Below are 26659 nucleotides of genomic sequence, written 5' to 3' on the forward strand. Positions count from 1 at the left end.
ATCGGCCAACACTACCAGCGGATAAAATAAGGGAGCACTGCCAGTAATAAGCCAACCAGCAATAACATGCTCAGGCTGGACACAAAATAAGGCACAATACACAAGGCAATACCAACACATAGCGGCACGATTGCCTGCTGCTTTCTGCCATAACTAAAATAGCCGATACCGATAGCGCCAAACAGCACCCCCCATATCATCATCGCGCTACTATCCATCAAATCTCCTAATGGCTAATCATAAAGCGAGCAACCAAAACGAATAGCTGAAAGCTAAAATACTGCTTTTAGCAATGCACAGCAATCACGAATGCCATACAAATTAACTGAACGGGTGACCGATGAATCAATCATATGCAAAGCACAAACTCACCAGCGCTGGCGGTGCGTCCAATTTTTTATTGAATGCGCCAAAGCAGCAACCAATACTTATTCGTTACGCAGCGCTTCCACCGGATCTTGCTGCATGGCCCGCCAAGCGGGCAGTACTCCAGCTATCAGACCAACCCATACACATAGCAACAATGCGAGCAGCAAATAAAGAGGATGAACCACCAAAGGAAGCTCTGGAGCCAAGGCATGAACACTTAGTTGCACGGTAAGCAACAGCGCCAGGCCAACCAGCCCTCCGCTTAATGCCAAAGCGATCGCCTCGGCCAAGAACAACAGTAAGATCGTAGCACGCCGAGCCCCAAGCGCACGCAGTAAACCCACCTCTGGGATCCGTTCTTGTTGAGCAATACTCATGATGGTGAAGATCCCCACCGCACCAATGAATAAAGAAATAGCCCCCAGACCTCCGATGGCAGCCTTAATGATGCTGAGGATCTTATCCAGGCTCGCCAGCATGTCTTGCTGAGTATACAGAGTAAAATCTTCGCGACCATGGCGCCGAAACAACCGCTCAAAAATCCGCTGTTGCATGACTGTGGCAGGGATATCGGGGCGGTAAACCACATCCACCTCCATTAAGCTCTCGCGATTGAAGATAGCCAGCGCATGCGCGGCCGGAATATACACCACATCATCCAAATCAAAGCCAAGAAATTGTCCCTTTGGCTGCATCACACCAACAATGCGAAAACGGCGCTCACCCACCCGCAGAAACTGCCCCAACGGCGCAGCGTTAGGAAACAACTCCACAGCTAGCTTACTGCCCAATACGGCCAAGTTTCGCGGGCGCTGACTCTCATCCGGCGGCAAGAAACGCCCCTGTTCGATACTAAAATGCCAAGCTTCGGCGGCTTGATAACCCACCCCCAGGATGTCGCTGTTACGGCTCAGCTTGCCCGCTTTTAGCTCCCCAGTACCCGAGGTGACAGGCACCACGGCTACCACGCCTGCCAGCCGTCGCAAACTTTGCGCATCGGCCAAGGTTAAGGGACGCACGGTACTGATCACCCCACCAGACAGCCCCTGAGTGGTCACTTTTCCGGGCGTAACGGCGATCAGGTGCGAACCAAACTGAGAGAAGCTGTCTAAAAGGTAGAGACGCAAGCCTTCGCCAATCCCGGTTAAAGTGGTAACGGCAGCTATCCCAATAGCAATACCAAGCGCACTAAGCAGATTACGTAGACGCCCTGACAAGAGGCTGCGCAATAACCAAAAAAACCAATCCCCCACTCTCATTGATGACTCCCCTTCAAACTTTCCACTGGCTTCTGGCGGGCGGCTTGATTTGCCGGCAACAACGCAAACAGTAGGCCGATCACCACGGCGCTGAGCAAGGCGCTGGCGGAAGCCCACAGCGGAACCTGTACCGGAAAGTCCGGGTAATACCAAGCCAACAAGACCACCGCCGAATATCCCACTAGCAGACCGACGATGCCCCCACCCAATGAGAGAAGCATTGCTTCGCAGAGGAACAGGCGACGCACCGTGCCATTACTGGCTCCTAAAGCTTTTAGCAGACCAATTTCGGCACAACGTTGATGGGTACTAATCAGCATAATATTCATCATCATGATACCGGCAACAATTAAGCTAATAGCGCCAATCCCAGTCACGGCTAGCGTGAGCGTAAACAAAATTTCGTTGAAAGTGGCGAGTAACGAATCGGGACGCAGCAGAGTCACATCGGCCACCCCTTGATGCCGTTCGGCGATCACTTGCAGTAGTAAAGATCCCTGCGCGGCTAAGTCCTGCGGTGTGAGCGTTTGAACAAACAGACGATACAGACCGGGAGCATTAAATAAGGATTGAGCAGAAGTCACTGGGATCAGTACCGTCTCGTCAAATTTAAGCCCCATATTGCTACTCTCGCTAGTAAAGGTGCCAATGACTCGAAAGCGACGATTATCCAAGCGGATCCATTGTCCCAAAGGATTCGCTTGAGCAAACAATTCTTGCGCCAGAGTCGCGCCGAGTACACACACCGGACGAGCACTTTCAAGCGGAATATCGGGCAGCGTTTTACCACGCAACAAGCGCAAACGGTGAGTGGCGAAGATCTCGGCTGTGCTCCCCAGAATCATCGATTGACGATTGCGACTAGCAAATTTTACCTCACTAGCTCCCAGCACCAGAGGCGCAACTCGCAGATGAGGGATGCGACGCTGGATATGCGCCATATCAGCCAGCGTCAGATCTCGCAGGCTAGTGCCCGTCACAGGCGGCATACCACCCGTTGTCTCCTTACGCCCAGGTAAGATGATCAGCACATCTTTGCCTAAAAATGAGAATTCCTGCTCTACGAAATTACGCGCCCCTTGCCCCAGGGCGGTCATCATCACCACAGAGCCAACACTGATGGCTATCGCTGCCAATAACATTACCGCCCGTAGCCGTTGCCGTAACAAAGCAGCGAGCGCATAGCCGATGGCGTCAAGCAAGCGCATGCGGAGTCACACCCGAGTCTTGAATAATCGCACCATCGGCCATTTGCAGCATTCGCCTCGCTCGCTCACCAAGGCTAAGATCGTGAGTCACAACGACCAAGGTGATCCCGGTCTCTCGATTTAAGCGTTCCAGCAGCTCAATCACCTCACCACTGGCGTGGCTGTCGAGGTTACCAGTCGGTTCGTCAGCCAATAATAGGGCCGGGTTCATCACCATGGCGCGCGCAATTGCCACGCGTTGCCGCTGACCACCAGAGAGTTGCTCGGGTCGATGCTCAGCACGGGCAGTTAAATCTAACTGACTGAGCAGCTGGCTCACCTTTTGTTGGCGAATATGGGGAGTAATCCCCGCCAATATCAACGGTAGTTCGATGTTTTCCATCGCCGTGAGACGAGGAACTAAATGAAAGGATTGGAAAATGAACCCGATCGCGGTACTTCTAAGATAAGCCAGTTGACGCTCGTTCATCGCGGCGGTGTCTTGCCCTTGCAGTTGATATTGCCCACTATCAGGACGATCCAATAAACCAAGCACATTCAGCAAAGTGGATTTTCCAGAACCCGATGGCCCCATCACTGCCACATACTCCTGCGCTTGAATGGTCAAGTTGATTTGCTTAAGACCATTGATCGACTGCTCTCCCAATTTGAATCTGCGATCTACCTGAGTCAATTTAATCATCGCCGCTGACCTGCATTCCCGGCTGATATTCAACCCGAGCCGCTTGACGAACAATCTGCTGACCCTCGTGCAACCCCGAAAAGATTTCCTGCCAACTCCAGTTGCTCAGTCCAAGCTCAGGTTTAAGCGGCTTCAGGCTATTATTTTCAAACAGATAGACCACGCCTTCAGCAGTGATGGCTTCCGTCGGAATGCGCAGTACCTGTTCGCGGCGCTGGATCTCGATCTCCAAGTCAGCGCTATAACCAATCAGTAACTGAATATCGCTCGGCAATGCCCCTAGCTCCACTTCCACCTCCACGGTGCGAGCCTGTTTCTCCAAATCGAGAACATAGGGAGCAATACGACTTAGGCGAGCAGGAAAAACTTGCTTTGGTAAGGCATCGAGCAGCACATTCACCGCTTGTCCGACCCGTAATTTGGCTGCGTCGACCTCGTCAATGGGAGCTGAGACATACAGGCAACTAACATCAATCAGATCGATAGCAGGCAAGGTCGCGACCCCCGGCGGAGAAGGCGTAAGATACTCGCCTAGCTCGCCATTCACTTCCGCCACAATGCCACTGAAGGGTGCAAATAAATGGGTTTGTTGCAACTGAGCCTCGGCCAGCTTAAGCTGAGCGCGCGCTATCAGCAGCTCCGTTTCACTCGCCTCACAGTTTAAGGCACTGGTAGCAGCCAAGGTATCGGCCCGATCAATACTCGTTTCCGAGGTCAGCGCATGCTTTTGTAGCGGTTGTAAACGCCGTGACTCTCGTTGCTCGAAGCGAGCCTGCAAGCAAGCTAACTGGGCGTGTTGCTGGGCCAAGGTAACACGAGCCTGAGCTTGCTCTTGCTGCGCCTGCAGATCTTGATCCCAGAGTGCCAGCAAAGGCTCGCCTCGCTTGACCCGATCCCCCTCTCGAACATGCAACTCAGCGATCACGCCACCCACCGACAAAGCTAAACGCGCTCGCTGGCAAGAGTTAATGGTACCGGCGCGCGTATTAACCACCGTTTCGATCACATCGCCAACTTCCACCCGAACCAAAACCACTGACAGTGGTTTACTGCGCAACCACCAAGCAGTGAAGATGAGCAGTGCGACAATCAGCAAGAGCGTGATAATTTTCTTCATCAGCGGTGCGAAACCCTCTGCATAAAACCATGTAATAAGTGTGGTCAATAAACGCCAGAAGTTCGAGTGTCCTGTGAACATAAGTGACACGAGAGGGTGTGATATTTGGTAAATAAAGACAGGCAACAATAGAGAAACCCAAAAGGCCTCAAAACTTATCGGTTTGCACAGCACTGGCATGTGCTATCACCAAATTAGATAAATTCAAAACGACCCGGCTGCAACCAGCATGATCAAATACGGATTTAAAGTTCCAAATTCTATTTTCGCTTGGATATGGATGATTCGACTTCACGATTATAAGTAAAACGCTCTGCGAGGAATCGCGTGCCAGATATTGTGGTACCGGAAGCCAGAGAAGAGCCGGCTAGCCGACGATACGAGCCACCTTTATATACTAAGTAACCTGAGATAAGTTTAAGCCATCACCGTTAGAATCGTTTTTTCAACAGTAGTAATATTAAGTGATGGCTTTTCTGGCTTTAAACAATAGGTAATCAAGCCACCCAGCATAAATCCACGTAAGCTTCGATGACAAGAATGCTCTATTTAATAAATATTTTTCAATTGATCATTAATCGTTTCAATAATGAAGCTCTTAGAAAGCATCGATCTATCGCAAGCGGCCAGCATTTTCGGCTTCATATTTTACACTGAGTGGTGATAAGTGTGACCCCTCTACTTTCAAGTCCTCAGCAAGTGCTTTACTGATATATCTTTTGTCACCATACAGCTTATCCAGTAACTCTTTAGATAACTCCCTAACGGGCGCGCGATCATCGGTATTGGCTGGAGTAAGCTTGGCTGCCTCGATATCACCAAGATGATTCGTGATGACATGAAGTTTAAAACCATAGAATCAACCCATCGTGCCTTTCCCTCAGGCAGCTGTTCCTTTAAACACTTTATGCCTTGGAATGCGGAAGTTGTGACAGACTTTGATGCTGGTTGAGTCAATAAATTCAATCCCTGTTGGCTCTCCTTTCACATGTGAGAAGAAAGAGCTTAGGGGGATGAGTGGTAAGGCATTACTTCAAGCAAACGTGTGTAACTAAGTAAGGTTGGAAAGTCACTTTTGTAGTAGCGGCGAACAATGCCGAGATAAAAATTTTTGAAATCACGCTGATGTGACATATAAAAAGCAATAATGATAGTCATGATCTCACTTTCAGACATACGACTTTTGCGATTTCGCTTACGTTCACCACTTTCAAGGAGGGCGTTCAGAATTCTGTGTCAACTAATTTGGGCTAAATATCTAAGATATCCCTCGAAGTGGGGCGCCTGTTGCGACATGGCAGAATAGCTCTACTAATTTACGCATAGCTGGTTCCTTTGTGGTTAGTCCTTCTTCGTCGAAAGCTCTGATCACAGAACCAGCTTTTAGTTCCCTTGTATTCTTATCCCGAGTTCAGGTTAGGTATACCTGTTCGTCAGGTAACTGGCTAAATGGCACATCAAGCCTAGGATGGCTCCCTCCTAAGCAGGGAATTGATCAACAACGCCATCCCGTCCATTCCGAGAACTACTCTACATTAACTATATATTGCGCGACGCTGGTGGATTAATTCGCGGTGCTCGTCTCCAGCGTCATTACTTTAAGGATTTATTGCTTACTGTAAACCCAAATAGTAATCACAATTATAATTTTGGTACACACCTACATCAAAGTCATCATATAAAACTTGAACTGATACATCACCTCGCCCCAAATCATTTTTCCAGCGACCTTTCCAATTACCATATGGATCATTTTTAGTTGATTTAAAGTTAATCACTGAAGAATAATCACCCAAGACATTTGGATCACTAGTTAAATTTAACCTTATTTTCCCATTAGTCGAAATCTTACCTAGCGCGATATAGTTCGGATAATCAAGAATAGATTGGGCAATGACTTTATTATTATAAGTTTTTACACAAAGGGTATCCGTTATACTAGACCATTCATCAATCTGGCCATCCAATTCAAAATCACGTTGAATAATATAAACACCATACTTAATCTCAGGTGACGAGCCACAATTTGGGGAGAATTGTTCACACGCGCCATTGCTGTCTGAAGCGCCAAAACTATCTGACATGCCATAACTATCTGACATGCCATAACTATCTGACATGCCATAACTATCTGACATGCCATAACTATCTGACATACCATAACTATCTGACATACCATAACTATCTGACATGCCATAACTATCTGACATGCCATAACTATCTGACATGCCATAACTATCTGACATACCATAACTATCTGACATGCCATAACTATCTGACATGCCATAACTATCTGACATGCCATAACTATCTGACATGCCATAACTATCTGACATGCCATAACTATCTGACATGCCATAACTATCTGACATGCCATAACTATCTGACATGCCATAACTATCTGACATGCCATAACTATCTGACATGCCATAACTATCTGACATGCCATAACTATCTGACATACCATAACTATCTGACATGCCATAACTATCTGACGCACCGTAGTCATTCGATACATCATAGCTAGTCGTATAACCTCTCCCCCCAGCTTGAGACGCGACAACCTTGACAAATATAGAAACATCATTAGCTTTAGAGCTGACCCCTTTCGCGAATGAATGGTTTATATTGCCGACAGCACCGATGGATAACATCGCAACAGGCAGTGCAGATTTAACCGTAAACTTCATGAAAATTCTCCTTGAGTTGATAAAGTTGCTTTTTAATTCGAGCCCACATTTCATTTACTTCAATAAGTGCAGCTTTTAAGTAGTCATCTCGATTCTCCTTTGGAATTCTAGAGAGATGACCTACCACACATACTGAAAAATATTTTATAATGCCACTAAACAAAACATGTGAGCCAAAAGAGCGCTGGTGATAACGCACTATTTTTTGAGCTTTTGAAAAAGCAAGAATAAGATTTGAAGGAGTAACTGAAAATGTACGAGTCATTTCATCCGTCAGCTCAATAAAGGAATCAAACACACTTCCAATTTTCATCGAATCTATATCCAAAGTCGACATCGAAACACTTTCATACAATAAATTTATACTGAAATTCTTATTTATTAATCTAGATTCCACATCACTAAATTTCTTCCATACAGAGCCTTCGATTCGAGCGCCATCTGAGCAGTTAACAAAAGTTATATTAGGATGACTCTTAATGACTTTCTCAACTTTCTTTCTTGACTCGTTAAAAATTCGGATGGATGAAATATATCTTCCATTATTATCTAGAACTTCAATTTCAGGGAGGAACTTACATTTATCTAAAACGCTAGATTCATTAAAGTAGTCTGATTTTGTTGCGTGGTGCTTCTCATGATTTCGAAATCCATAATCACAGCCCAATAACACTATTTTCTTTACGCCTAAACTAGCTATGGAAGACACCGCAAAGTTGGTCACTGTCGGATTACAGTCTGGCAAAAAACCTAACTTTTTTGACGAGCTATACTGTAAAAGGTTTGCCCCGACATCATGTAATTTTGGAAAAATAATAGATTTAGTAAAACGTTTTGTTATTTGGGGTGATACTGTATTTAAAGCAAGCAATATTGTTCGTTTAGTGAAAGCATCATCAAACCATGGAACTTGAACTTTAGCCGTTTCAATACTCCTTTCCATTTCAACGTGGAAGTCTGAGTTAATCCCTTCTCGTCTGAGAGCACCAATAGCAGTTCCACAACTAACAATAATAAATTCACTTTGTCTTTTCTTAAGTATTTTTATATCCCTATCTAAAGAAGGACCATTGCCCACTATCACAAAAGTCGCATCTGATTTATAAGGGGTTAATCTAGGTTCAAGTAGAAAATAGTGAGACTTTGAATTTTTTAATGAATGGTGAATACCAATAATTTCGTCATCATAAAAGCCCCATGCAGATAACCACCCATGGCGGATTGATTTGAAATTACTGAAAATTTGATCAAATAAATCTGTTTCATAATGGCGATAAAGTGTAATTTCAGAAAATAATCCATAACCAACCTGATCCGCAAACCATCTTATCTGCTGAGAAAACTCATCAAGAGATGCTGGTTGTATAATACATAACCTACCGCCATTTTTTTCACAATGAGCACTCAATTCATTTAAATCAGAAAAATTCAGAAAATGATAAAGCATCCCTACATCTGGCTCAACAATAATAATTGAACTATAATCCATATGCTCAATTAATATATTCAAATAAAAACCTAACCCGCTCCCCAAAGCGATTAAATTTGAGCTAAATGGTTTACCATGTACCTTGCATCCAAGATCTTTAGCGCAACCATTCAATAAATTAATAGATTTTTGATGCTGATAATCTAAATTGAAATTACTCTTGTAGCCTAAAGAATAATGGGTTGGATAAGAAATAAAATGTTCTACCTGAGCCTTACAGGCCAACTCACCATCTTGGCCATAAAACCTATGATCACCTATCTGTATATCATTTTTAAATTCAATCTCTTGTTTAACATATGTGGATTCATAACTAGATATTTTATCTGCCAAGTTCGGCAAATAACGTCGTAAAAATTTAAGGTTAACTTCGAATAATTCAGTCACAAAATCCCTTACCGACATATTTATAACAATTAACTTAATAATCAATGATATATTATAATATTTTACCAAGCAATAAGGTATTGTTGAACTAGGGTGAGATCGCGAACATTTATTGAACAAGTATTAGCGATTTGACCTGATGCTCGCGCTGTGTTCAGGAGCTCTTTCATGGCCATCGACGTATTTTCCTAGCATTCGGCAGTATTAAGGCCCCTCGTCAAAGCGCCAAAGTAAGCGACCCGTTGTTCGATGCACTGTTCCTTACTGTATGCGCAACGATTGGCGGCGCTAATGGATGGGAGGATATCAAAGACTTCGGTGAAGCCCATTATGACTGGTTGCGAGATAAGGATTATTTATGTCAGGGCTACCGGTACTACACCATTGCCCGATTGATTTTTCGCCTCAACCCCGCGCAATTCCAACAATGCTTTAGCAGATGGATATCGACAGTGAGTGAACGCACCGATGGGCAACTCATCGCAGTAGATGACAAGGTATTATTGCGCAGCTCCTATACACGGGATGACAGCAAGATGAACCTTACGCCATACTCGGTGTTTTTCCTTCCCGTGCTTGCGAACCTCACCAAACACTTTTAGGCCCGTTAAATCAATCACGAGGTGCCTAATCGGATCTCTACTGCGTAAGTAATAGTTCACACTCACCGTTTTCGCTCTCTTACTAATACAGCTGTAGTCAGGAGATTGAAGACCAACATTCATTAGTTAGAATATGGAGTTGATAAGCCTTACAAGGCACGAAGCGGAGTTTTAACGCAACCTGTATAATCCAGTGCTGTGCTGATGGCAGTATCACTATAGGTTTTGCTGCGACCTCAGCGACCAATCGATGCGTGGACGCATGAAAGTATGGTTATACTATTACTTATTGCTGACTAATCCAGCCAAAAGGTAATTGCCCCTCACTGAGTTAAGGCATTGTTGTATTGTTTGCAGTCACGATATTGCCTTTTGCTTTACCCATTATGCGATCTGACTATAGAAGTCAGACGATCAGATCGCGGAAAGGCTAAAATATTCAATCCTATTTGTGCAACAACGCTACGTAATAATAAAAAATATTATTCACATCAAATTAAATATATAGCTGTTGCAGCTAACTACTAATGTAGTAAGAAAAGATTACAAAATAACTTGCACCGTAAGAGCTTTAGTGAGGTCACTTGAGTTTCTTACCATCTTTTTTCTACTTCCGCTTTTGCCCGACTTACTTATTTCTACATTAAGTAAATTCAAGGCAGCGAGTCAGATCCTGTGAGAATTTTCGCAGCTTCCCCCATAGCCTCTAATTAGGTGGTCAAATTCACTACACCACTACAATTCGATTTGAGTTTAGCCCTTCAGCAGTGCGAAACTAACGCTCACGGCCCCTTGATCGCTATCTAATTTGAGAAAGATCTAGATCAAGATTCAAACAAATATCATTGGCATTAGTATTTTTATATTAAATAAACATAAAAAACCGTGGTATAACAATACGATATGTTTTTGTTAGAGACACATTAGGAGTAAATGATGTACCTTTTAGATAAACTTGAGTCTTGGTTCGATTTTCCAAACTTAGGAAAATTGGTGTTGCGTGTCAGTTTCAGTGGCATGCTTTTGCTTCACGGCATCCATAAAATAATTGCAGGCACCGGATTTATTCAAGGACTGTTCGTTAACTTAGGCTTACCAGGCTATTTTGCTTACGCCGTATTTTTAGGTGAAGTTGTCGCGCCAATCCTTATTATTTTAGGGATTTATACACGCGTCTGCGCAGGCATAACGATAGGAACCTGTCTAGTGATCATCGGCCTGATGCATATAGATGACTTTTTCACTCTCACTCGTACAGGCGCTTGGTCAGTCGAAAGTATTGCCACATATTTATTTGCTGCAATAACCCTACTGCTAATCGGCCCCGGCAAATATGCGCTGCGTCCTGACGCTAGATAATATGCCCAGTCAATTCGCTCGTCTTAGGCGAGCGAATCAAAACCCCGCTTATCGCATGAGTAAACGAAACATTTCGACAGCACTGCATACTCAACAACTAAATTTAAGAAAAAAGCTAACAAGCTTGTAGTTTCCAAACCAAATGCGTGGCCTCGCTAGGTAAGTCTCTGGTGGTATGACTTACGGCTCACGATATTGCATTTTGCTTTATCCACGATGCGAGCTATCGGTTTCGCGGTAAGCATCCAATAACTGAAAGCGCAAAAGATTGATTCTGATTTAGGCAACGATACCAACCACATATAGTCATCAATAGTCGCGGCAAATAAGATTCTTTTGAAGCCAATGTTCCCTAAACGTTGACACACTTCCACCATCATCTAAAGCGCGCAGTGCCGGTTTATTCAATAAGCGCTAAGGTGTCTCGATATTGCTTTGGGCTTAAACCAAAATGTTCGGTAAAGCGCTGGCTAAAACGACTCTGCGAGAGATAACCACACGCAATAGCTAGCTCTAATTGATTGGCAAGGCCAGCTTGCATTAAGCCAAGCGCATGATTCATTCGTAGCTCGCGCAATAATACTCCAAACTGAGTATTTTCCGCTTTTAAGCGGCGGATTAAAGTCGCCCGACTAATAGCAAAATGCAGACAAGCATCGTCGATCAGGCTTGGCGCAGCCAGATTTTGTTGCAAGAACCGACATAACTGCTGGCTAAAACTGAGCACAGCAGTGGGAAATAGCAAATGCAGCGCCCCCTCCTCGGCTAACTGCTGGTATACGCCAGCAACCCAATGACTCTGCACTGCATCACTGATTAAACTGAGATCGATCGTACTCAGTGACAATAATGTTTGCTGCATCGCAGGACTAAGGGTGACCACAGGGATGAAACGCTTGGATACCGCCAAGCTACGCTTTAACATCGACGCTTCGGGGGCAATATGAAAACAAAACTGCGTCGAGTGAAAGCACTGCTCAAGGGGCAGATTGACAAAGGTAAAGCGCTCATGGGCCGCCACAATGAACAGATGACTAGCATCCAAATCCAACGAGCCTTGGCGATAACTCAGCTGCTTAGTGCCCTTACGTACCCAGATAATACTGGGTACTAATAAGGAGACATTACGTAAACGCTGCTGATAAACGCCCTGATAATACACCACCTCCAAGGCCTTACTCGCTTTCACCATCTGTTATTCACGCACATAAGTCGCAGTTAACTTGGCCTTTGCTAAGGCCGAAGCATTAAGCTTGTAGCCAGCAACAGCCTGACTAGCATTCACATCAAGTTTAAGCGATTCGGTCGGCAAGGCCCATAGGGTAAACACATAGCGGTGCATACCGTGCCCCTTGGGCGGACAGGCACCTCCAAAACTGGCACTACCATAGTCATTGTTCAATTCAAGACCACCCAATTTTTTAATATCAACCCCCGCAGCGAGTTGTCGAGTGCTAGCTGGAATATCGATAGCAATCCAATGCCACCAACCACTGCCCGTTGGCGCGTCAGGATCATAAACGGTCAGAGCAAAACTTTTGGTGCCTTCGGGAACGTCTCGCCAATTCAGCTGAGGTGACTGATTTCCCCCATTACAACCAAAACCCTGATACTCAAATTTGGCATCCATTTTTTGCCCTTCCGCAATATCTGGGCTACTCAGCTGTAAGGCTTGACTACTCATCGAAAGCAAACTCGCCCATCCCAATAAAGCTAAACTGATATATTTCATCGCTTACTCCTGTATTAATGATTAACAACCTGAATAAGCATAGCCCAGCGGAAGGGATATTAATGGCCAATAAGTTTCAAATTTAACCAAAAATCAGACGAAGTTGATACTTTTAGTTAATAGGACTATTTCGCTTGATAGCGTGCTAGAAATACCAAGCTTTTAAAGCTTTAGAAACCATTTCACACCGCTTTTAGTTCGATAAAACACCTTTATCTTGCGCCAATATCAAATAGCTTTCGCTTTAATTGTAAAAATTAGTCTTTTTTGACAAAAATAATTGTAAAAAATAATCCTATGTTTTTTATTGTGCGGCAAGCACTTGATTTTCATTAACATGATCAACAATCTACGACATCAGTATCTAAATTTACTATCGCCGATCCGTGCTCTGCTGCGCATTATATGAGTCCGGATAATACTTTAAAGAAGAGTTAGGGTAAGCTAATGTCGAATGCACAAATGATATTTTTTGGTCTTTTTTTTATTGTTGCAAGCTCTGTTGTCCGCTACTTTTACAAGAATAAAATTGCCTCCGCTAAAGAATCGACGCATGCCAATAAAATCCCTCCACATGCCTCTTTATCGATCGAAATAAAAACCATCGATGAACAATTAAAACACGTGAGTATTCAACCGAAGACCGCATCGACTCAAAATAACGCAAAGTATTCAGTGAAAGACCTAATTGATGTTGAATTATTGCAGCAAGTTCAAGATGCCTTTTCCAATGCCTTTGGTGTCGCCAGTATCACCGTTGATGATCAAGGTGCTCCAATCACAAAGCCAAGTAACTTTATGTCATTTTGCATGGAATTAAACCGCGGTAATCCTGAAGGTTTAAAATTATGTTGCCAGTGTGATGCGGGGGGGGGAACCTTAGCGGCAAACCTGTCGAAACCTGCGATATACCGTTGCCATAGTGGGCTGGTCGATTTTGCGGTGCCAATTATCATTGAAGATAAACAAGTTGGCAGTATCGTCGGAGGGCAAGTTCTCACCGAAGCCCCCGATTTCGATAAATTTCGAGCGCATGCTAGAAAACTGAATATTGACGAAGATAAATATCTTGAAGCCTTAAGTAAAGTGTCTATTATTTCACCCGATAAACTGATCTCTGCAGCCCAGCTACTTGAACTCATTGCCAAGGCTTTTTCTCAAACGGGATTAAAAACAAGAAAATTGCTCGATGCCTCCTTATCAGGCTTAAGTGAAATGACCAGCAGCATTACGCTGGTATCTAATTCTTCAAACCAAATAAAGGGGAGTTTGCAACAAGTCGCCACAAAATCCACTGCGATGTCGAACACCGTAAAAGAAATTTCCGACAATGCCAGTAAAAGCCGAACCATTGTTTTGCAAGCAGTGGAAAAGGTGAAACACTCGACCAAACAAATGGATAATCTAGAATCCGCGGCACAAGAAATCGGCATGGTATTAGAGACAATTAGTAAGATCTCCAGCCAGGTCGATCTCCTCTCTTTAAATGCCGCGATTGAAGCCGCTCGGGCTGGAGACGCTGGCCGAGGATTTGCGGTCGTAGCCAATGAAGTGAAGCACCTCGCTGGCCAAACTCAGGATGCTTCTATTGATATTGGTACTAAAATACACGACATCCAACAAGCATCAAGCGATGCTCAAGCCAATATTTCACTGATTAATCAAGTCATCAAACAAGTTGATGATACGGTACTCGCCATTGAAAGTGCAGTTAAAACCCAAGCCAATATGGCAGAAGAAATGTCAGAGAATATTTTACAGACCTCCACCGAAATGGAAACCGTAGATAATGACATGCAACATGCAGCCAGCGTGGCACAGAAGTTAACCACGAGTCTGGAACAGAGCTTATGATGACAATAGCATGGCTATATATAAACACCGCCTGATGCCACCAGTCAGAAAACAGAGGCCAGCGCTAAGCAAGCCTTTGCCTAAGCTTTTCTTTTAAAAAATCGAGAAAAACGGTCACTTTTTTAGCTCGATGATCGCTATCGGCGGAAAGCAGGGCAACAATATCCGCCGCAGCTAAGCTGTAATCGGGCAATAGCGGCAACAGTTGCCCTTGGGCCAACTCTTTATTCACATCCCAGCCAGAGCGCAACATCAGTCCTCGTCCTGCAAGACACCAGTCTTTCGTCACCTGACCCACATTACTCGTCAGATGAGGTTCAACTCTGACCGCATGGGGCGTCCTGGTGGCGGTTTCAGTAAAACGCCACATGCTGGCATCCTCATCGTTTTCTCTGAGCACAATACAGCGATGCTGGGCTAAATCGGCTGGTTTGACGAGGGCCGGAGCCGTGGCGAGGTAGCTTGGGGATGCCAGCAATAATCTTTGATTTTGCGCCAAGACCACACGCTTTAATGATGAATCCTGCAGCGCGCCAATATACAACAGCAAGTCAGGACTCTGATGCACCGACCATTTTGGGGCATCAGACAGAATTAATTCAATCTCGGTTAAGGGATAAAGTTGTTGAAATTCGCCAATAATTGGCCCGATATGCTTTGTCCCTAGTCCCAGTGGTGCCACCAGCCGAAGATGGCCAGAAACGGTCAGTTTATTGGTTGAAATATCCTCACTAATCGCTGCCAGATGAGTTAACAGCAAACGGCCTCTTTCCGCCAATAGCTGCCCTTCACTGGTCAGCGATATCGCTCGGGCGGTTCGCTCCACCAAGCTAACCCCCAGCTTTTGTTCAATCGTTTTGAGGCGTTGCGACACACTCGGCGGAGTCACATTCATTGTTCGCGCGGCCGCAGCCAAAGACCGACTGGCCGCAATAACGACAAAAAATTGCAGATCCTGAGAATTAAGCATTAAGTTTCATCTTAATGATGGAATAAAGATCTGTTAATTTAACTACATACTTAGCCATGTTACAACTATTGCCAGTTATTCAATTATCATGGAAAAATCGATGCAAACCAGTCTACTTGCCGAGCTGAACAGCAATATTTATCTGATCTTGTTTGTGGTCGCGATTGTCGCGGGCATGGTGGATGCAATTGCCGGCGGAGGCGGACTGATTGCCGTGCCAGGCTTGATGCTCGCCGGACTTCCTGCGATGACAGTGCTAGGAACCAACCGCTTTCAGGCGGTGATCGGAGAGCTCACCACCGCCCTCAGTTTTTTATTGCACAAGCAATTGAACCTGAAGGGGCTGGGTCTGGGGATCGCCACTACTGCCGCGGGAGCCTTAGCGGGATCCTACTGCGTCAGTCTGTTTAATAAAGAGCTATTGGAAGTGCTGTTACCTGTTTTAATGTTGGCGATCACCGTTTATTCGATCCTGTCCAAACAATTAAAAACCAGTGCGGCCTCACCAGCCAAGCTCTCCATCACCCAATTTATGCTGATATGCGGGCCGATCATTGGCTTCTACAATGGATTCTTTGGACCCGGTACTGGCTCAATCTGGATGATAGCCTTTGTCATGTTATTAGGTCATACCCTCAAACAAGCCACCATGATGACCAAGCCCCTCAATTTAATGGGGAATATCATCTCGCTAGTGTTTTTCATTCATCTGGGAAGTATTGATTATGCTATCGGACTCACCATGGGGGTAGGACAAGTCTTAGGCTCACTACTGGGCAGTCGACTGGTGATGTCGCAAGGAAATCGACTGATAAGACCGGTATTTATCTCGGTTACGCTACTGATGAGCGCCAAGCTACTGTACGAGCAACTACCGCTCAATCTACTCGCCTAAGCGCAGTAAACCGCTTGTACTTGGCAATACCAGCGCTGCGCTTGTTCACAGCGGCTACAATTGGTAATTGCTGCGCTTGCCAATATCAAAGTGCAGCGGCTGCTTGAGTTTCTGATAGGCAATAATCACACAGCCAATGCTGATGAAACATAGCAAAGGCAGCCGCAATTGACTCCAGGGACTTAAATAAATTAACCAATCCGCCAGTAATACCGTGGGCAACCAACGCAGTAGACCTAAATCGAAGCAAAAGCTCTCTTTATAGACCAAGGCCGATACCACCACATAAAAAGCCCCCATCGCGAGGCTTGCCAGTAGCGGCCAATGCCATAGATAGAAAAGTAAACTTAACCAAAGTGCCGCCCATCCACAGGCTTGCACTAAGTAACGGATCGATTTGCTGTAAATATGTAAATTGTGTGCCAACAAACTACAAGCCGCGGCTAATAGCCATAAGGGCTGCCTAATGGCATGCTGATAAATACCGCTGTAAGCGGCCCAGGCAAAGGCAAAAGCCAGCACTAGCCAGCCTAAGCGATAAGACAAGACACTCAATTTATCGATACTATCTAAGTTTTCCTGATGTTCGGTGTTGGCCACAATACTGCCCTTATTTGCTTATCAATGACGACTTAAGTCGCGTGCTAAAATCAGCGCCAAGCCAATAATTTGTAGAAATAATGCTAAATTTCTCAAAGCTGAAATGGTCGCCATTTGCTCAGTATAACGACTGCTTAAATCGATATTCTGCAAATACCAATGATCAATGCGCTGGCGCAAACTATTTTGAATTTTATCAATAAAAAAGTCCAGACTCGCCAGATTATCCAAACTTATGGCCGGAATTTCCCCTTGCTCCAACCAATACTGCAAATCTTTAGCGACCAGCTGCTGTACTTGAACGGGGATCGAGCGCTGAGTCTGAGCTTCACTCGCCAGCAGGCTATAGATCAGTTCTCGTTTGCGCTCTAATCCGTCAACTTGTTGCCAGGTTTGTCCGATTAATTTGTCATGCTGCTGCTGGCGTTGCACCATTCCATGGGCATCTTGACTGACCCGGTCAATATAAAAATTGGTCATTAAGGCGGCCACAATATTAAACAGCAAACCGATTAATACCACCCATTGGGTTCGCGTCAAAGCCCAGGCCATTTTCACTATCCTTAATCATTGAACGATGCTTAAGTTTAGCGACAGATTTACTAAAAGATCGGTCTTGCAGATAAATTGCTCACAAGCACGGACGCGATCAAAATCACCACTGAGCCCAATAAACCCCGACCCAAGCTTTCATCCAGAAACATCTAATGACCGCCCTGCGGGATCATTTCATTGATAGAGACTGCATTGATAAACTGATCACGCACCCCGTCCTGTAGGCTATCGTTCCAAATTAAACCGACATCCCAAACAGCATCAGGACTATGAATCGGGATTAAACGGATATTATCTTGGCAGATGGTACTGGTACTTTGAGGAACAATGGTATAGCCGAGATCCGCAGAAACTAAAGTCAGCAAGGTCAGGATATCATTCGCTTCTTGCGTCGCTCTTACGCTAAGTTGGTTTGCACTAAAATAGCGCTCAATTTGAGTCGCTAAACCCTGTCCACGAGAAGGGCGCAGTTGTAGATAATTTAGCTTAGCCAATGACGCCAAAATATTAGATTCGTCGACCCTTTGACCGCTGTTCACTGCAATAGCCAAACCATCGGAAAACAGCTGCATGCCTTTTAAAGGCGGCTTAATATCCGGCAAACGGTTAAAGCTCAAGTGCAAGTCACCATCGAGCAAAGCCTCCACTTGGTCCGATGAAGGGAGGTCGTTTAGCGTGATATGTACATGGGGAAATTGCTGCTTAAATTTAGCGATCAGTAAAGGAGCCTGAAGATAAGTTGAAATACCAAAACCAACCTTTAAATGGCCATACTCACCTGCAGCAACACAACTGGCCAAACGCTCGAAACTTACAAATCGAGCGGTGAGGCTTACAGCTTCCGGCAAAAGGCTTGCGCCTGCTTGAGTCAACTCGGCACCATTCCTTCCGCGAGTAAACAATGCCACCCCAATGCTCTCTTCTAAGCGTTTAATTTTTTTAGTCAATGCTGATTGACTGATAAAAAGGCGAGCCGCAGCGAGCGTGTAATTTCTATCTTTTGCAAGCTGACAGAAAGCCTGAATAAGATCGATATCCATTCCATTTACTCATCAATAGTTGAGAATTATTCATTATACGGAATGAAATGAAATTTCTACACTTACTCATCCCGTTTGTTTTAGAAAGAGGTCAACATGAAAGATCTACGCGTCGCTTCCGTCCAGTTTAATCATAAAGCCGATGATAAATCCTTCAATCTATCGGTGATACAAAACTATGTCATCTCGGCAGCAGCACAAGCTGTAAAAATCATCGTCTTTCCAGAAATGTGCATTACTGGCTACTGGCATGTTTCTCAGTTGAGTGAAGACGCGATCAGAGGGCTAGCAGAACCCGTTCCGCAAGGACCAAGCTGCCAACATTTATTAGATTTAGCCAAGCGATATCAGATGACTATTGGCGCAGGCTTAATTGAGTTAGCCGACAATAACCAGCTATTTAATACCTATGTGATGGCAATGCCCGATGGTCGCCTAGAGAAACATCGAAAACTACATACCTTTATTAGCCAATACATGTCGAGTGGCGATCGTTATACTGTTTTCGACACTCCGCACGGTTGCCGTGTCGGTATCTTGATCTGCTGGGACAATAACTTGGTTGAGAATGCTCGAATCACGGCCCTGATGGGCGCTGACATTCTCATTGCGCCCCACCAAACTGGCGGCTGTAACTCGCGCAGCCCTCAAGCCATGGGGCTCATCGACCCACAACTTTGGCATCAACGTAAACAAAATCCACATGCGCTACGGGCTGAAATGCAAGGCAAAAAAGGACGTCAATGGCTGATGCGTTGGTTACCTGCTCGGGCGCACGACAATGGAATGTTCCTGATATTTAGTAATGGCGTTGGTTTAGATTTAGATGAAGTACGGACCGGCAATGCCATGGTGCTGAACCCATATGGAGAAGTGATTGTTGAATCTGACAAGATCGACAATGACATGGTTGTAGCCGATCTAAAAGGCGATGAATTAGAAATGTGCACTGGTCGACGATGGATCCGCGGACGTCGCCCAAACTTATATCATCCCATCTGCGAAACCACTGATGACCAACTAAATCCATATGCAGCGAGGTTTCAGGAAAACTAACGAAACAGAACCGTGGATCGGCGCTTGCGTCAGCCGCTCCACTGGTATTCAGTGCCCATAGAAAACCACTCGCGCAACCCCATATGGCTGGTTTCCACCAGATATGTCAAGTTGACAAACATCGTCCATTTAGGAAACATGTGCAACTTAAAACATGACGCGCAAGATCAGTATTTTTCTACTTTTAACCTCTGTTTGAATCAGCGATTCATCTCAAATAATTCGCCTTTACAGAAAGCCATGACAATTAAAACGGGACACACAAAAACAGGTCATCGTTTGGTGCAAAGTCAAACGGCATCGATGAAATTTTTGAAGCTTAACTGCAATTTGTAGAGCCGACTGATTCGCCCAACCAGTCCATCTTCAGCGGTTAAATAACCTTGCGACTATCGTCGTGCCCCACGACCAACCCAGCGCTCTTTTGCGAGCCTTAAAAATTAGGAGTTAGACGGTGTTATTTTTAAGAAAACCAAAGCCAGAGGATGCTGAATCGATCAAAGCGCTCTATCAAGCAAGCACTTCGCTTCATCAGCCATGGAGCTATCCACCAAGCAACTATGCAGGTTATCTGGCAGATGAATATCGCTATTTTCTCTGTCTCACAGAGAGCGGTGATATTGTAGGAACCTTCAATATTTCTGGCGTGGTAAGAGGCTATTTTCAATCTGCATACTTAGGCTACGAAGTATTCATGCCCTATCAAGGAAAAGGGTATATGACGATTGGTATAAGACTATTACTAGAAGAAGCTTTTTTCCAACTGAAACTACATCGCTTGGAAGCCAATATTCAGCCCGAAAATACAAGCTCAATTAAACTCGTATCAAAAGCGGGATTTGAGAACGAAGGGTATTCGAAGCATTATTTAAACATTAGCGGATTCGGCTGGAAAGATCACCAGCGCTGGGCCATCGTTAATCATCAATGGTCAGGCAGCGAATCTAAAAGCGACAGAGCAATCAATCACCATCGAGGCTAAAACGGCGCCTCTAAAATCATTCAAAAGCAGACAAAAAAGCCACCCGTAGGTGGCTTAGTCTAGCATCGCTGGTTTAGCGAGCCGCTTTAATATGATCCGCAATCAGGAACGCCAGCTCCAAAGCCTGATCGGCATTTAAGCGGGGATCACAATAGGTATGGTAGCGCTGCGCCAAGTCGTGTTCGGTGATTTGGAAAGCACCACCAACACATTCGGTGACATTACGACCAGTCATTTCAAAATGCACGCCGCCCGCGTAAGACCCTTCGGATTTGTGGATCTGGAAGAACTGTTGCACTTCGCGTAATACATCATCGACTCGACGCGTTTTGTAACCATTCGGAGCTTTAATGGTATTGCCATGCATTGGGTCACAACTCCAGACCACATTTTTACCTTCGCGTTCTACCGCTTGAATTAGTCCTGGAAGATGATCCGCTACCTTGTCGGCCCCCATCCGAACAATCAGGTTTAAACGGCCTGCTTCGTTCTCTGGGTTAATAATGTCGATAATTCGTAATAACTCTTCAGGATCGGTGGTTGGCCCTGCTTTTAAGCCAATTGCATTTTCAACACCGCGCAAGAATTCGATATGAGCATGATCGATTTGACGAGTACGGTCACCGATCCACAACATATGCGCCGAACAATCGTACCACTTACCAGTTAAGCTATCACAACGGGTTAAAGCTTGCTCATAAGGCAGTAGCAAAGCTTCGTGCGAAGTATACAAAGTAGTTTCACGCAGCTGCGGAGCGGTCGCCGGATTAATGCCACAGGCATTCATAAAGGCTAAAGACTCTTCGATGCTACTCGCAATACTTTCGTAACGCTCTCCTAAGGGACTTTTTTTGATGAAATCCAAGTTCCACTTGTGAACTTTATTCAAGTCAGCCAAACCGCCTTGAGCGAAGGCTCGTAGCAAGTTGAGCGTTGACGTTGATTGATTGTAGGCGCGTAACATCCGCTCTGGATCCGGCACCCGGCTCTGTTCACTAAAACCGATTTCATTAATGATATCGCCTCGGTAAGAAGGCCAGCTCACCCCATCTATGGTTTCCATATCGTCACTACGCGGCTTGGCAAATTGCCCGGCAATACGACCAATTTTCACCACCGGTTTTTGACCACCAAAGGTCAAAACTACCGCCATTTGCATTAAGGCTTTAAAAGTATCGCGAATATGACTGGTTCTAAATTCGTCAAAACTTTCGGCGCAATCGCCCCCTTGCAACAAAAACGCTTCACCCTGAGCTACTTTTGCTAAATCTTTACGTAGCGCTCGCGCTTCACCTGCAAATACCAACGGTGGCTGGTCGGCCAAATATTGCTCGGTCTGTTGTAGCTTTTGTTGATCAGGGTAGGTGGGTAATTGTTTTACTGGTTTATCTCTCCAGCTTGAGGGTGTCCATTGCGTCATTACTGTTCCCGAGGATGTACTAAAAATACCCATAATAGGCATTATCCCGCACATGAAAAGCGCTAATTTCATTTTTTTTAATCATAGAAGTGAGTATCTATGCCGATGATTGAATAAAAAACCTCACAACACAGCAGTTATCAACAAAAACTGAATGATTGTTAGTTTAATTCTCTAATCTTTTTAGATAATGCCACAGCTAGCGCTGATTAGCCGCGCATATCAAGCCGTTTTACTGTGACTATAGAAAAACCGTTGCCTCACCCAATACGGCCGCTACCCCTGATAAACACCCAGTTTATACTGCAAAGATTGCTTTACCGTTGGCCATTCTTGTTGAGTAATCGAAAATACCACGGTATCGCGATAACGACCTTGGGCATCGATACTATGCTGTCGCAACACGCCATCTTGTTTTGCTCCAAGCCGAGCAATCGCATTACGTGAAGCATGATTATGCCAGTGAGTTCGAAACTCGACCGCAATCGAGTCTAATTGCTCAAAAGCATAAGTTAGCAATAACAACTTACATTGGGTATTGACTGCCGAACGTTGATAGCTTTTGGCATACCAGGTGTAACCAATTTCTAAGCGGCGGTTGCTGGCATCCGCATTACAAAATCGAGTCGTCCCAATCACCTGCTTGCGGTGTTTATCAATCACCACAAAAGGCAAGGCTCGCCCTGCCTGTTGTTCGCCAAAGGCAGTTTCAAGATAATCATCGATCGATGCAGCGTTGGGTACCGAGGTATACCATAATTGGCTCAACTGGCCATCCGCTTCAGCGGCCAATAAGCCTGCTTTATGTTCAGCCTGCAACGGTAACAATAAGACATCTTCGGCGGTTAATTCCGTTTCAGTCAAATACTCGGTATTGCTCATGATTGGGTCCCTTCATCATGTTATCCACAAGACAAGCATATTAAAGTAAATAGCCGATGATACAACCCACCAAGGTAGGGCAAAGTAGATACATCAAGGGAAGCACGAATGCTTCCCTTGGTAAATTCATTACTCCTCACGGCCTGCTAAACTCAACTCAGCAGACAGGTACAACATTAACCAACTGAAGCAAGGCCCGCTCCGGCAGTGTTTGGAAATACAGCCAAGCTGTGTCCCTGTTTTAAATCAAACAGGTGTAGCGAGGTCATATCCACCACAAGATCCAGTTTATCGCCCTCGAGAACAAAGCTTTCGCTGGCAATTTCCGCCTGCATTGGACAGCCCGCAAACTCGCAGTTGAGTAGCATACTGGCACCTAATAGCTCTTTGTCTAGCAGCGTCACTGGCAACTTACTGATGTCAGTATGCCCGACTCGCTCAGCCCGAACATGCAAATCGGTTGGTCGTAAGCCCAGCTCCACCGCCTGACCAACGCTTGCTTTCTCTTTGAAACGTTCCGGTAACGGTAGGTAGTGACCACTGCATTGGATCTGCAGCTGCCCTTCATGCTGCTCTATGGTCGCCGCAAAAAAGTTCATCGTTGGATTACCAATAAAACCGGCTACAAATCGGTTATTCGGTTTACAGAATACCTCTTCTGGGCTACCAATTTGCGAGATCACCCCCTTATCCATAATCACGATACGATCGGCCAAGGTCATTGCCTCAATTTGATCGTGTGTGACATATAAGGTGGTAACACCTAACTCGCGGTGCAAAGCTTTAATTTCGGAGCGCATTTTGCCGCGTAACTTAGCGTCGAGGTTCGACAAGGGTTCATCAAACAAGAATAGCTTAGGAGTCCTCACCATGGCACGTCCCATTGCGACCCTTTGTCGCTGCCCACCCGAGAGCGCCTTAGGTTTGCGCTGGAGTAAGGTTTCAAGATTGAGCATCTTCGACGCCCATTGCACCCGTTCGTCAATGTCTTGCTGACTCATGCCTGATAATTTCAAGGCAAAAGCAATATTTTGATAGACCGTCATATGTGGATATAAGGCATAACTTTGAAAAACCATGGCAAGGTCACGGTCTTTAGGATTCACCTTATTAATCACTCGCCCACCCAAGACCACCTCACCGGAGCTAATATCTTCTAAACCTGCAACCATGCGTAAGGTTGTCGACTTACCACAACCCGAAGCACCGAGCAAAACCACAAACTCGCCATCGGCAATATGCAGGTCAAAGCCTTTTACCACCTCAACGTCACCATAATTCTTTTTCACATTCTTAAAATTTAAAGTACTCATCTCATAATCCTTTACGCTGCGCGAGGAATTGCGCAAATTGCAATCCACTCTGCTTAATCGTGCGTTGCTGAGTCTGATAGTCGACATGGATCAATCCAAAACGTTTGTCGTAACCAAAAGACCACTCAAAGTTATCCATCAGACTCCAGGCATAATAGGCACATACTGGAACGCCTTGGCGAACCGCATGATCAACCGCTTGTAGATGACTTTGGAAATAGTCGCAACGCTGCTGATCGTTGACCTTGCCATCAATCACCTGGTCGTCAGATGCCATGCCGTTCTCGGTAATGATCACTGGTGGCAGCGAATAGCGTTGATGCAATGCAAGCAATAGATCGCTTAAACCTTCGGGGTAAACTTCCCAACCCATAGCGGTGCGTTCCACATCATCTAATTTGACCCAGCGATAAAGCGTTTCAGGGTCGCTCGTAACAACTCTGCGGGTATAGTAATTAATGCCAATGAAATCCAAGGGTTGATGGATCAGCGCCAAATCGCCAGGCAGAATTAACGGCCACCACTGTGGCCGTAGCTGACGCATTAATTCTGGGTAAGTCCCTTCCAGAAGCGGTTGAATAAACCAATGGGTATCCTCTGCATCAGCGATGACCACCGCCGCTTCATCACTCGGCTTAAGTGGGTAAGCCGGTGAAAAATTAAGCACAATGCCATGTTTGGCGTGAGGCGCATTAGCGCGCATTTTGGGCAAAGCTAAACCATGAGCTAACAGCAGATGATGCACCGCCTGAAAACCACAACGATCATCTTTTACACCCGGCGCATGGATACCAATGCGATAGCCTAAAAATGCACTACATAGAGGTTCGTTAAAGGTGGTAAAACTGTCGACCAACTCCCCCAGCTCTTGGGTTACCACTGCCGCATATTCGGCAAATTTGTAAGCGGTTTCCCGATTTAACCAACCACCTCTGTCTTCTAAATACTGCGGAAGATCCCAGTGATAAAGGGTAACGTTGGCTTTAATCCCAAGTCGTTTCAGCGCCTCTAATTGCTCTCGATAGAAAGCTAAGCCAGCGGGATTCACCTTGCCATCGGGCTGGGGGATAATCCGCGGCCAAGAAATCGACAAACGGTAACAATCTAAATTGAGTTGCGAAATTAACTCGAAATCTTCAGGCCAACGCTCATAGTGTTGGCAAGCGATATCGCCTGTATCACCATTAGCGACCTTACCGGGGGTTGCGCAAAAGGTATCCCATATCGAGTCACTCTTACCATCACGATGTCTCGCCCCTTCAATTTGAAAGGCAGCAGTCGCGGCACCAAATTCAAATTCAGGGCGATACAGCACACTATCTGGAGCAAACTTAAAACTCATCTAATTATCCTTTTACTGCGCCACTTGTCATACCACTAATCATCTGCTTAGACGCAAATAGATAGACCAATACAATCGGTAATATCGACAAGGTGGTCCCTAACATCACCGCGCCCCAAGGGGTATTCGGCAGGCCCTGTACACTGCGCAAGGCGGTGGTCAACACGAAATTTTCACTGCTGTTGAGCGCAATCAACGGCTGCAAGAACATATTCCAGAACATCACAAATTGAACAATACCCACCGTTGCCAATGCCGGACGCATCAGCGGTAACACCACCGACCAATAGGTCCGAAATTCACCAGCACCATCTAACTTCGCCGCTTCCAATAGCTCTTTGGGGATCGAGGCCACCACATATTGGCGGACCATGAAAATACAAAAAGGTGTCGCTGTGAAGGGCAGCCAAATTGCCACGTGGGTGTCCAGCAGTCCAAGGAACTTGATGGTCAGGAAGTAAGGAATAATCCCCACCACGGGTGGCACCATCATTGAGCCTATCAGCATTGCAAACAGAACATTTTTACCCTTGAAGCGATATACCCCAAAGGCATAACCGCCCATGCTACAAAATAGCAAAGAGATCGTCGTTCCAAGTACCGAGACATAGATGCTGTTAAACATCGCCGACCAGAAAGGCATCACCTCTATCATTCGCTGGTAGTTATAACCTAAGTTATTGCCGATGCTAATGATCAACTCAGAACTAAAAATAGTACTGCGGTCATGGGTCGATAACAGCGCCGACCAAATAAACGGAAATACCGTAAAAAAGGCCGAAATACTCAGCACAGTGACTAATAGATACAGACTGAATTTCTTCAACCAATAATAAAAAATATCACGCTTATCCAT

General features: G+C 45.3%; 24 protein-coding genes and 2 pseudogenes. 6 read left to right on the forward strand and 20 right to left on the reverse strand.

The window, feature by feature from the left end; all coding sequences use genetic code 11:
- Positions 1 to 11 precede the first annotated feature (11 nt).
- From ACRRSY_RS20845 to ACRRSY_RS20880, 8 genes and pseudogenes are all read right to left on the reverse strand, one after another.
- Positions 12 to 218 carry a hypothetical protein gene (locus ACRRSY_RS20845; protein ID WP_432455652.1) on the reverse strand — a complete coding sequence of 69 codons (207 nt, stop codon included), beginning with the start codon at positions 216 to 218 and terminating at the stop codon, positions 12 to 14.
- Positions 219 to 428: 210 nt separating this feature from the next.
- Positions 429 to 1628, reverse strand: coding sequence for an ABC transporter permease (locus ACRRSY_RS20850; protein WP_432455651.1), 1200 nt, complete (start codon positions 1626 to 1628; stop codon positions 429 to 431).
- Positions 1625 to 2836, reverse strand: a complete 1212-nt coding sequence (locus tag ACRRSY_RS20855; RefSeq protein ID WP_432463946.1) for an ABC transporter permease — start codon at positions 2834 to 2836, stop codon at positions 1625 to 1627. Before ACRRSY_RS20855 ends, ACRRSY_RS20850 begins: the two co-directional genes overlap by 4 nt.
- Positions 2823 to 3518 (reverse strand): ABC transporter ATP-binding protein, encoded by a 696-nt coding sequence (locus ACRRSY_RS20860; RefSeq protein ID WP_432463947.1) that lies wholly within the window; start codon positions 3516 to 3518, stop codon positions 2823 to 2825. Before ACRRSY_RS20860 ends, ACRRSY_RS20855 begins: the two co-directional genes overlap by 14 nt.
- The gene (locus ACRRSY_RS20865) at positions 3511 to 4635 is read right to left on the reverse strand and encodes an efflux RND transporter periplasmic adaptor subunit (protein ID WP_432455648.1); all 1125 of its coding nucleotides are present in this window, start codon (positions 4633 to 4635) and stop codon (positions 3511 to 3513) included. Before ACRRSY_RS20865 ends, ACRRSY_RS20860 begins: the two co-directional genes overlap by 8 nt.
- A 417-nt stretch (positions 4636 to 5052) precedes the next feature.
- Positions 5053 to 5850: pseudogene (locus ACRRSY_RS20870) on the reverse strand (IS982 family transposase); the annotation flags it as partial.
- A gap of 398 nt (positions 5851 to 6248) precedes the next feature.
- Positions 6249 to 7325: a hypothetical protein gene (locus ACRRSY_RS20875; RefSeq protein WP_432463948.1), complete on the reverse strand. Its 1077-nt coding sequence runs from the start codon at positions 7323 to 7325 to the stop codon at positions 6249 to 6251.
- Entirely contained in the window at positions 7309 to 9201 is a 1893-nt protein-coding gene (locus ACRRSY_RS20880) for a motility associated factor glycosyltransferase family protein (protein WP_432463949.1), read from the reverse strand. Before ACRRSY_RS20880 ends, ACRRSY_RS20875 begins: the two co-directional genes overlap by 17 nt.
- Before the next feature lie 242 nt (positions 9202 to 9443).
- Between ACRRSY_RS20880 and ACRRSY_RS20885 the strand changes: the two genes are divergently transcribed.
- Positions 9444 to 9803 (forward strand): ISAs1 family transposase, encoded by a 360-nt coding sequence (locus ACRRSY_RS20885; RefSeq protein ID WP_439033336.1) that lies wholly within the window; start codon positions 9444 to 9446, stop codon positions 9801 to 9803.
- On the opposite strand, the pseudogene ACRRSY_RS20890 reads toward ACRRSY_RS20885, so the two are convergent.
- Positions 9729 to 10039, reverse strand: a pseudogene (locus ACRRSY_RS20890) (transposase); the annotation flags it as partial. The gene ACRRSY_RS20885 and the pseudogene ACRRSY_RS20890 sit on opposite strands and share 75 nt — an antisense overlap.
- Before the next feature lie 697 nt (positions 10040 to 10736).
- On the opposite strand from ACRRSY_RS20890, the gene ACRRSY_RS20895 reads away from it, so the two are divergent.
- A complete protein-coding gene (locus ACRRSY_RS20895) occupies positions 10737 to 11162 on the forward strand; it encodes a DoxX family protein (protein WP_432455646.1) in 426 nt (141 codons plus the stop codon).
- A 400-nt stretch (positions 11163 to 11562) separates the two neighbouring features.
- On the opposite strand, the gene ACRRSY_RS20900 is transcribed toward ACRRSY_RS20895, so the two are convergent.
- Positions 11563 to 12354, reverse strand: coding sequence for a helix-turn-helix transcriptional regulator (locus ACRRSY_RS20900; RefSeq protein WP_432463950.1), 792 nt, complete (start codon positions 12352 to 12354; stop codon positions 11563 to 11565).
- Positions 12355 to 12357: 3 nt separating this feature from the next.
- Positions 12358 to 12894, reverse strand: coding sequence for a YbhB/YbcL family Raf kinase inhibitor-like protein (locus tag ACRRSY_RS20905; RefSeq protein ID WP_432463951.1), 537 nt, complete (start codon positions 12892 to 12894; stop codon positions 12358 to 12360).
- 447 nt (positions 12895 to 13341) lie between these two features.
- On the opposite strand from ACRRSY_RS20905, the gene ACRRSY_RS20910 reads away from it, so the two are divergent.
- A complete protein-coding gene (locus ACRRSY_RS20910) occupies positions 13342 to 14748 on the forward strand; it encodes a PocR ligand-binding domain-containing protein (protein ID WP_432463952.1) in 1407 nt (468 codons plus the stop codon).
- A gap of 64 nt (positions 14749 to 14812) precedes the next feature.
- Here ACRRSY_RS20910 and ACRRSY_RS20915 read toward each other — a convergent pair whose 3' ends face one another.
- Positions 14813 to 15718 carry a LysR family transcriptional regulator gene (locus ACRRSY_RS20915; RefSeq protein ID WP_432463953.1) on the reverse strand — a complete coding sequence of 302 codons (906 nt, stop codon included), beginning with the start codon at positions 15716 to 15718 and terminating at the stop codon, positions 14813 to 14815.
- 100 nt (positions 15719 to 15818) lie between these two features.
- On the opposite strand from ACRRSY_RS20915, the gene ACRRSY_RS20920 reads away from it, so the two are divergent.
- A complete protein-coding gene (locus ACRRSY_RS20920; protein WP_432463954.1) occupies positions 15819 to 16613 on the forward strand; it encodes a TSUP family transporter in 795 nt (264 codons plus the stop codon).
- A gap of 54 nt (positions 16614 to 16667) precedes the next feature.
- Here ACRRSY_RS20920 and ACRRSY_RS20925 read toward each other — a convergent pair whose 3' ends face one another.
- The 3 genes from ACRRSY_RS20925 to ACRRSY_RS20935 form a co-directional block, all read right to left on the reverse strand.
- Positions 16668 to 17213, reverse strand: a complete 546-nt coding sequence (locus ACRRSY_RS20925; protein WP_432455640.1) for a DUF2301 domain-containing membrane protein — start codon at positions 17211 to 17213, stop codon at positions 16668 to 16670.
- A gap of 21 nt (positions 17214 to 17234) precedes the next feature.
- The gene (locus ACRRSY_RS20930; protein WP_432463955.1) at positions 17235 to 17765 is read right to left on the reverse strand and encodes a hypothetical protein; all 531 of its coding nucleotides are present in this window, start codon (positions 17763 to 17765) and stop codon (positions 17235 to 17237) included.
- A 152-nt stretch (positions 17766 to 17917) separates the two neighbouring features.
- A complete protein-coding gene (locus ACRRSY_RS20935) occupies positions 17918 to 18808 on the reverse strand; it encodes a LysR family transcriptional regulator (protein WP_432463956.1) in 891 nt (296 codons plus the stop codon).
- Between the two features lie 96 nt (positions 18809 to 18904).
- On the opposite strand from ACRRSY_RS20935, the gene ACRRSY_RS20940 reads away from it, so the two are divergent.
- Positions 18905 to 19864 (forward strand): nitrilase family protein, encoded by a 960-nt coding sequence (locus tag ACRRSY_RS20940; RefSeq protein WP_432463957.1) that lies wholly within the window; start codon positions 18905 to 18907, stop codon positions 19862 to 19864.
- 454 nt (positions 19865 to 20318) lie between these two features.
- Positions 20319 to 20846 (forward strand): GNAT family N-acetyltransferase, encoded by a 528-nt coding sequence (locus ACRRSY_RS20945; RefSeq protein WP_432463958.1) that lies wholly within the window; start codon positions 20319 to 20321, stop codon positions 20844 to 20846.
- 73 nt (positions 20847 to 20919) lie between these two features.
- Here ACRRSY_RS20945 and ACRRSY_RS20950 read toward each other — a convergent pair whose 3' ends face one another.
- The 5 genes from ACRRSY_RS20950 to ACRRSY_RS20970 all read right to left on the reverse strand — a co-directional run bounded on the left by ACRRSY_RS20950 (position 20920) and on the right by ACRRSY_RS20970 (position 26659).
- Positions 20920 to 22266 (reverse strand): class II 3-deoxy-7-phosphoheptulonate synthase, encoded by a 1347-nt coding sequence (locus ACRRSY_RS20950; RefSeq protein ID WP_432455635.1) that lies wholly within the window; start codon positions 22264 to 22266, stop codon positions 20920 to 20922.
- 276 nt (positions 22267 to 22542) lie between these two features.
- On the reverse strand, positions 22543 to 23148 hold the full coding sequence (locus ACRRSY_RS20955; RefSeq protein ID WP_432463959.1) for a GNAT family N-acetyltransferase: 606 nt from the start codon (positions 23146 to 23148) through the stop codon (positions 22543 to 22545).
- 176 nt (positions 23149 to 23324) lie between these two features.
- Complete coding sequence (locus tag ACRRSY_RS20960) at positions 23325 to 24461, reverse strand: ABC transporter ATP-binding protein (RefSeq protein WP_432455633.1); 1137 nt, start codon at positions 24459 to 24461, stop codon at positions 23325 to 23327.
- Between the two features lies 1 nt (position 24462).
- Positions 24463 to 25803 carry a GH1 family beta-glucosidase gene (locus ACRRSY_RS20965; protein ID WP_432455632.1) on the reverse strand — a complete coding sequence of 447 codons (1341 nt, stop codon included), beginning with the start codon at positions 25801 to 25803 and terminating at the stop codon, positions 24463 to 24465.
- A gap of 4 nt (positions 25804 to 25807) precedes the next feature.
- Positions 25808 to 26659 (reverse strand): carbohydrate ABC transporter permease, encoded by an 852-nt coding sequence (locus ACRRSY_RS20970; RefSeq protein WP_432463960.1) that lies wholly within the window; start codon positions 26657 to 26659, stop codon positions 25808 to 25810.

It is taken from the genome of Agarivorans sp. QJM3NY_33, from assembly GCF_050870865.2.
Lineage (GTDB): Bacteria > Pseudomonadota > Gammaproteobacteria > Enterobacterales > Celerinatantimonadaceae > Agarivorans.

Bases quoted from the DNA above. Each gene is read 5' to 3' on its own strand.
- ACRRSY_RS20875 (WP_432463948.1), bottom strand. From the start codon at position 7,325: ATGAAGTTTACGGTTAAATCTGCACTGCCTGTTGCGATGTTATCCATC.
- ACRRSY_RS20905 (WP_432463951.1), bottom strand. From the start codon at position 12,894: ATGAAATATATCAGTTTAGCTTTATTGGGATGGGCGAGTTTGCTTTCG.
- ACRRSY_RS20915 (WP_432463953.1), bottom strand. From the start codon at position 15,718: ATGCTTAATTCTCAGGATCTGCAATTTTTTGTCGTTATTGCGGCCAGT.
- ACRRSY_RS20930 (WP_432463955.1), bottom strand. From the start codon at position 17,765: ATGGCCTGGGCTTTGACGCGAACCCAATGGGTGGTATTAATCGGTTTG.
- ACRRSY_RS20850 (WP_432455651.1), bottom strand. From the start codon at position 1,628: ATGAGAGTGGGGGATTGGTTTTTTTGGTTATTGCGCAGCCTCTTGTCA.
- ACRRSY_RS20970 (WP_432463960.1), bottom strand. From the start codon at position 26,659: ATGGATAAGCGTGATATTTTTTATTATTGGTTGAAGAAATTCAGTCTG.
- ACRRSY_RS20895 (WP_432455646.1), top strand. From the start codon at position 10,737: ATGATGTACCTTTTAGATAAACTTGAGTCTTGGTTCGATTTTCCAAAC.
- ACRRSY_RS20965 (WP_432455632.1), bottom strand. From the start codon at position 25,803: ATGAGTTTTAAGTTTGCTCCAGATAGTGTGCTGTATCGCCCTGAATTT.
- ACRRSY_RS20860 (WP_432463947.1), bottom strand. From the start codon at position 3,518: ATGATTAAATTGACTCAGGTAGATCGCAGATTCAAATTGGGAGAGCAG.
- ACRRSY_RS20940 (WP_432463957.1), top strand. From the start codon at position 18,905: ATGAAAGATCTACGCGTCGCTTCCGTCCAGTTTAATCATAAAGCCGAT.
- ACRRSY_RS20950 (WP_432455635.1), bottom strand. From the start codon at position 22,266: ATGACGCAATGGACACCCTCAAGCTGGAGAGATAAACCAGTAAAACAA.
- ACRRSY_RS20910 (WP_432463952.1), top strand. From the start codon at position 13,342: ATGTCGAATGCACAAATGATATTTTTTGGTCTTTTTTTTATTGTTGCA.
- ACRRSY_RS20960 (WP_432455633.1), bottom strand. From the start codon at position 24,461: ATGAGTACTTTAAATTTTAAGAATGTGAAAAAGAATTATGGTGACGTT.
- ACRRSY_RS20920 (WP_432463954.1), top strand. From the start codon at position 15,819: ATGCAAACCAGTCTACTTGCCGAGCTGAACAGCAATATTTATCTGATC.
- ACRRSY_RS20845 (WP_432455652.1), bottom strand. From the start codon at position 218: ATGGATAGTAGCGCGATGATGATATGGGGGGTGCTGTTTGGCGCTATC.
- ACRRSY_RS20935 (WP_432463956.1), bottom strand. From the start codon at position 18,808: ATGGATATCGATCTTATTCAGGCTTTCTGTCAGCTTGCAAAAGATAGA.
- ACRRSY_RS20855 (WP_432463946.1), bottom strand. From the start codon at position 2,836: ATGCGCTTGCTTGACGCCATCGGCTATGCGCTCGCTGCTTTGTTACGG.
- ACRRSY_RS20900 (WP_432463950.1), bottom strand. From the start codon at position 12,354: ATGGTGAAAGCGAGTAAGGCCTTGGAGGTGGTGTATTATCAGGGCGTT.
- ACRRSY_RS20865 (WP_432455648.1), bottom strand. From the start codon at position 4,635: ATGAAGAAAATTATCACGCTCTTGCTGATTGTCGCACTGCTCATCTTC.
- ACRRSY_RS20955 (WP_432463959.1), bottom strand. From the start codon at position 23,148: ATGAGCAATACCGAGTATTTGACTGAAACGGAATTAACCGCCGAAGAT.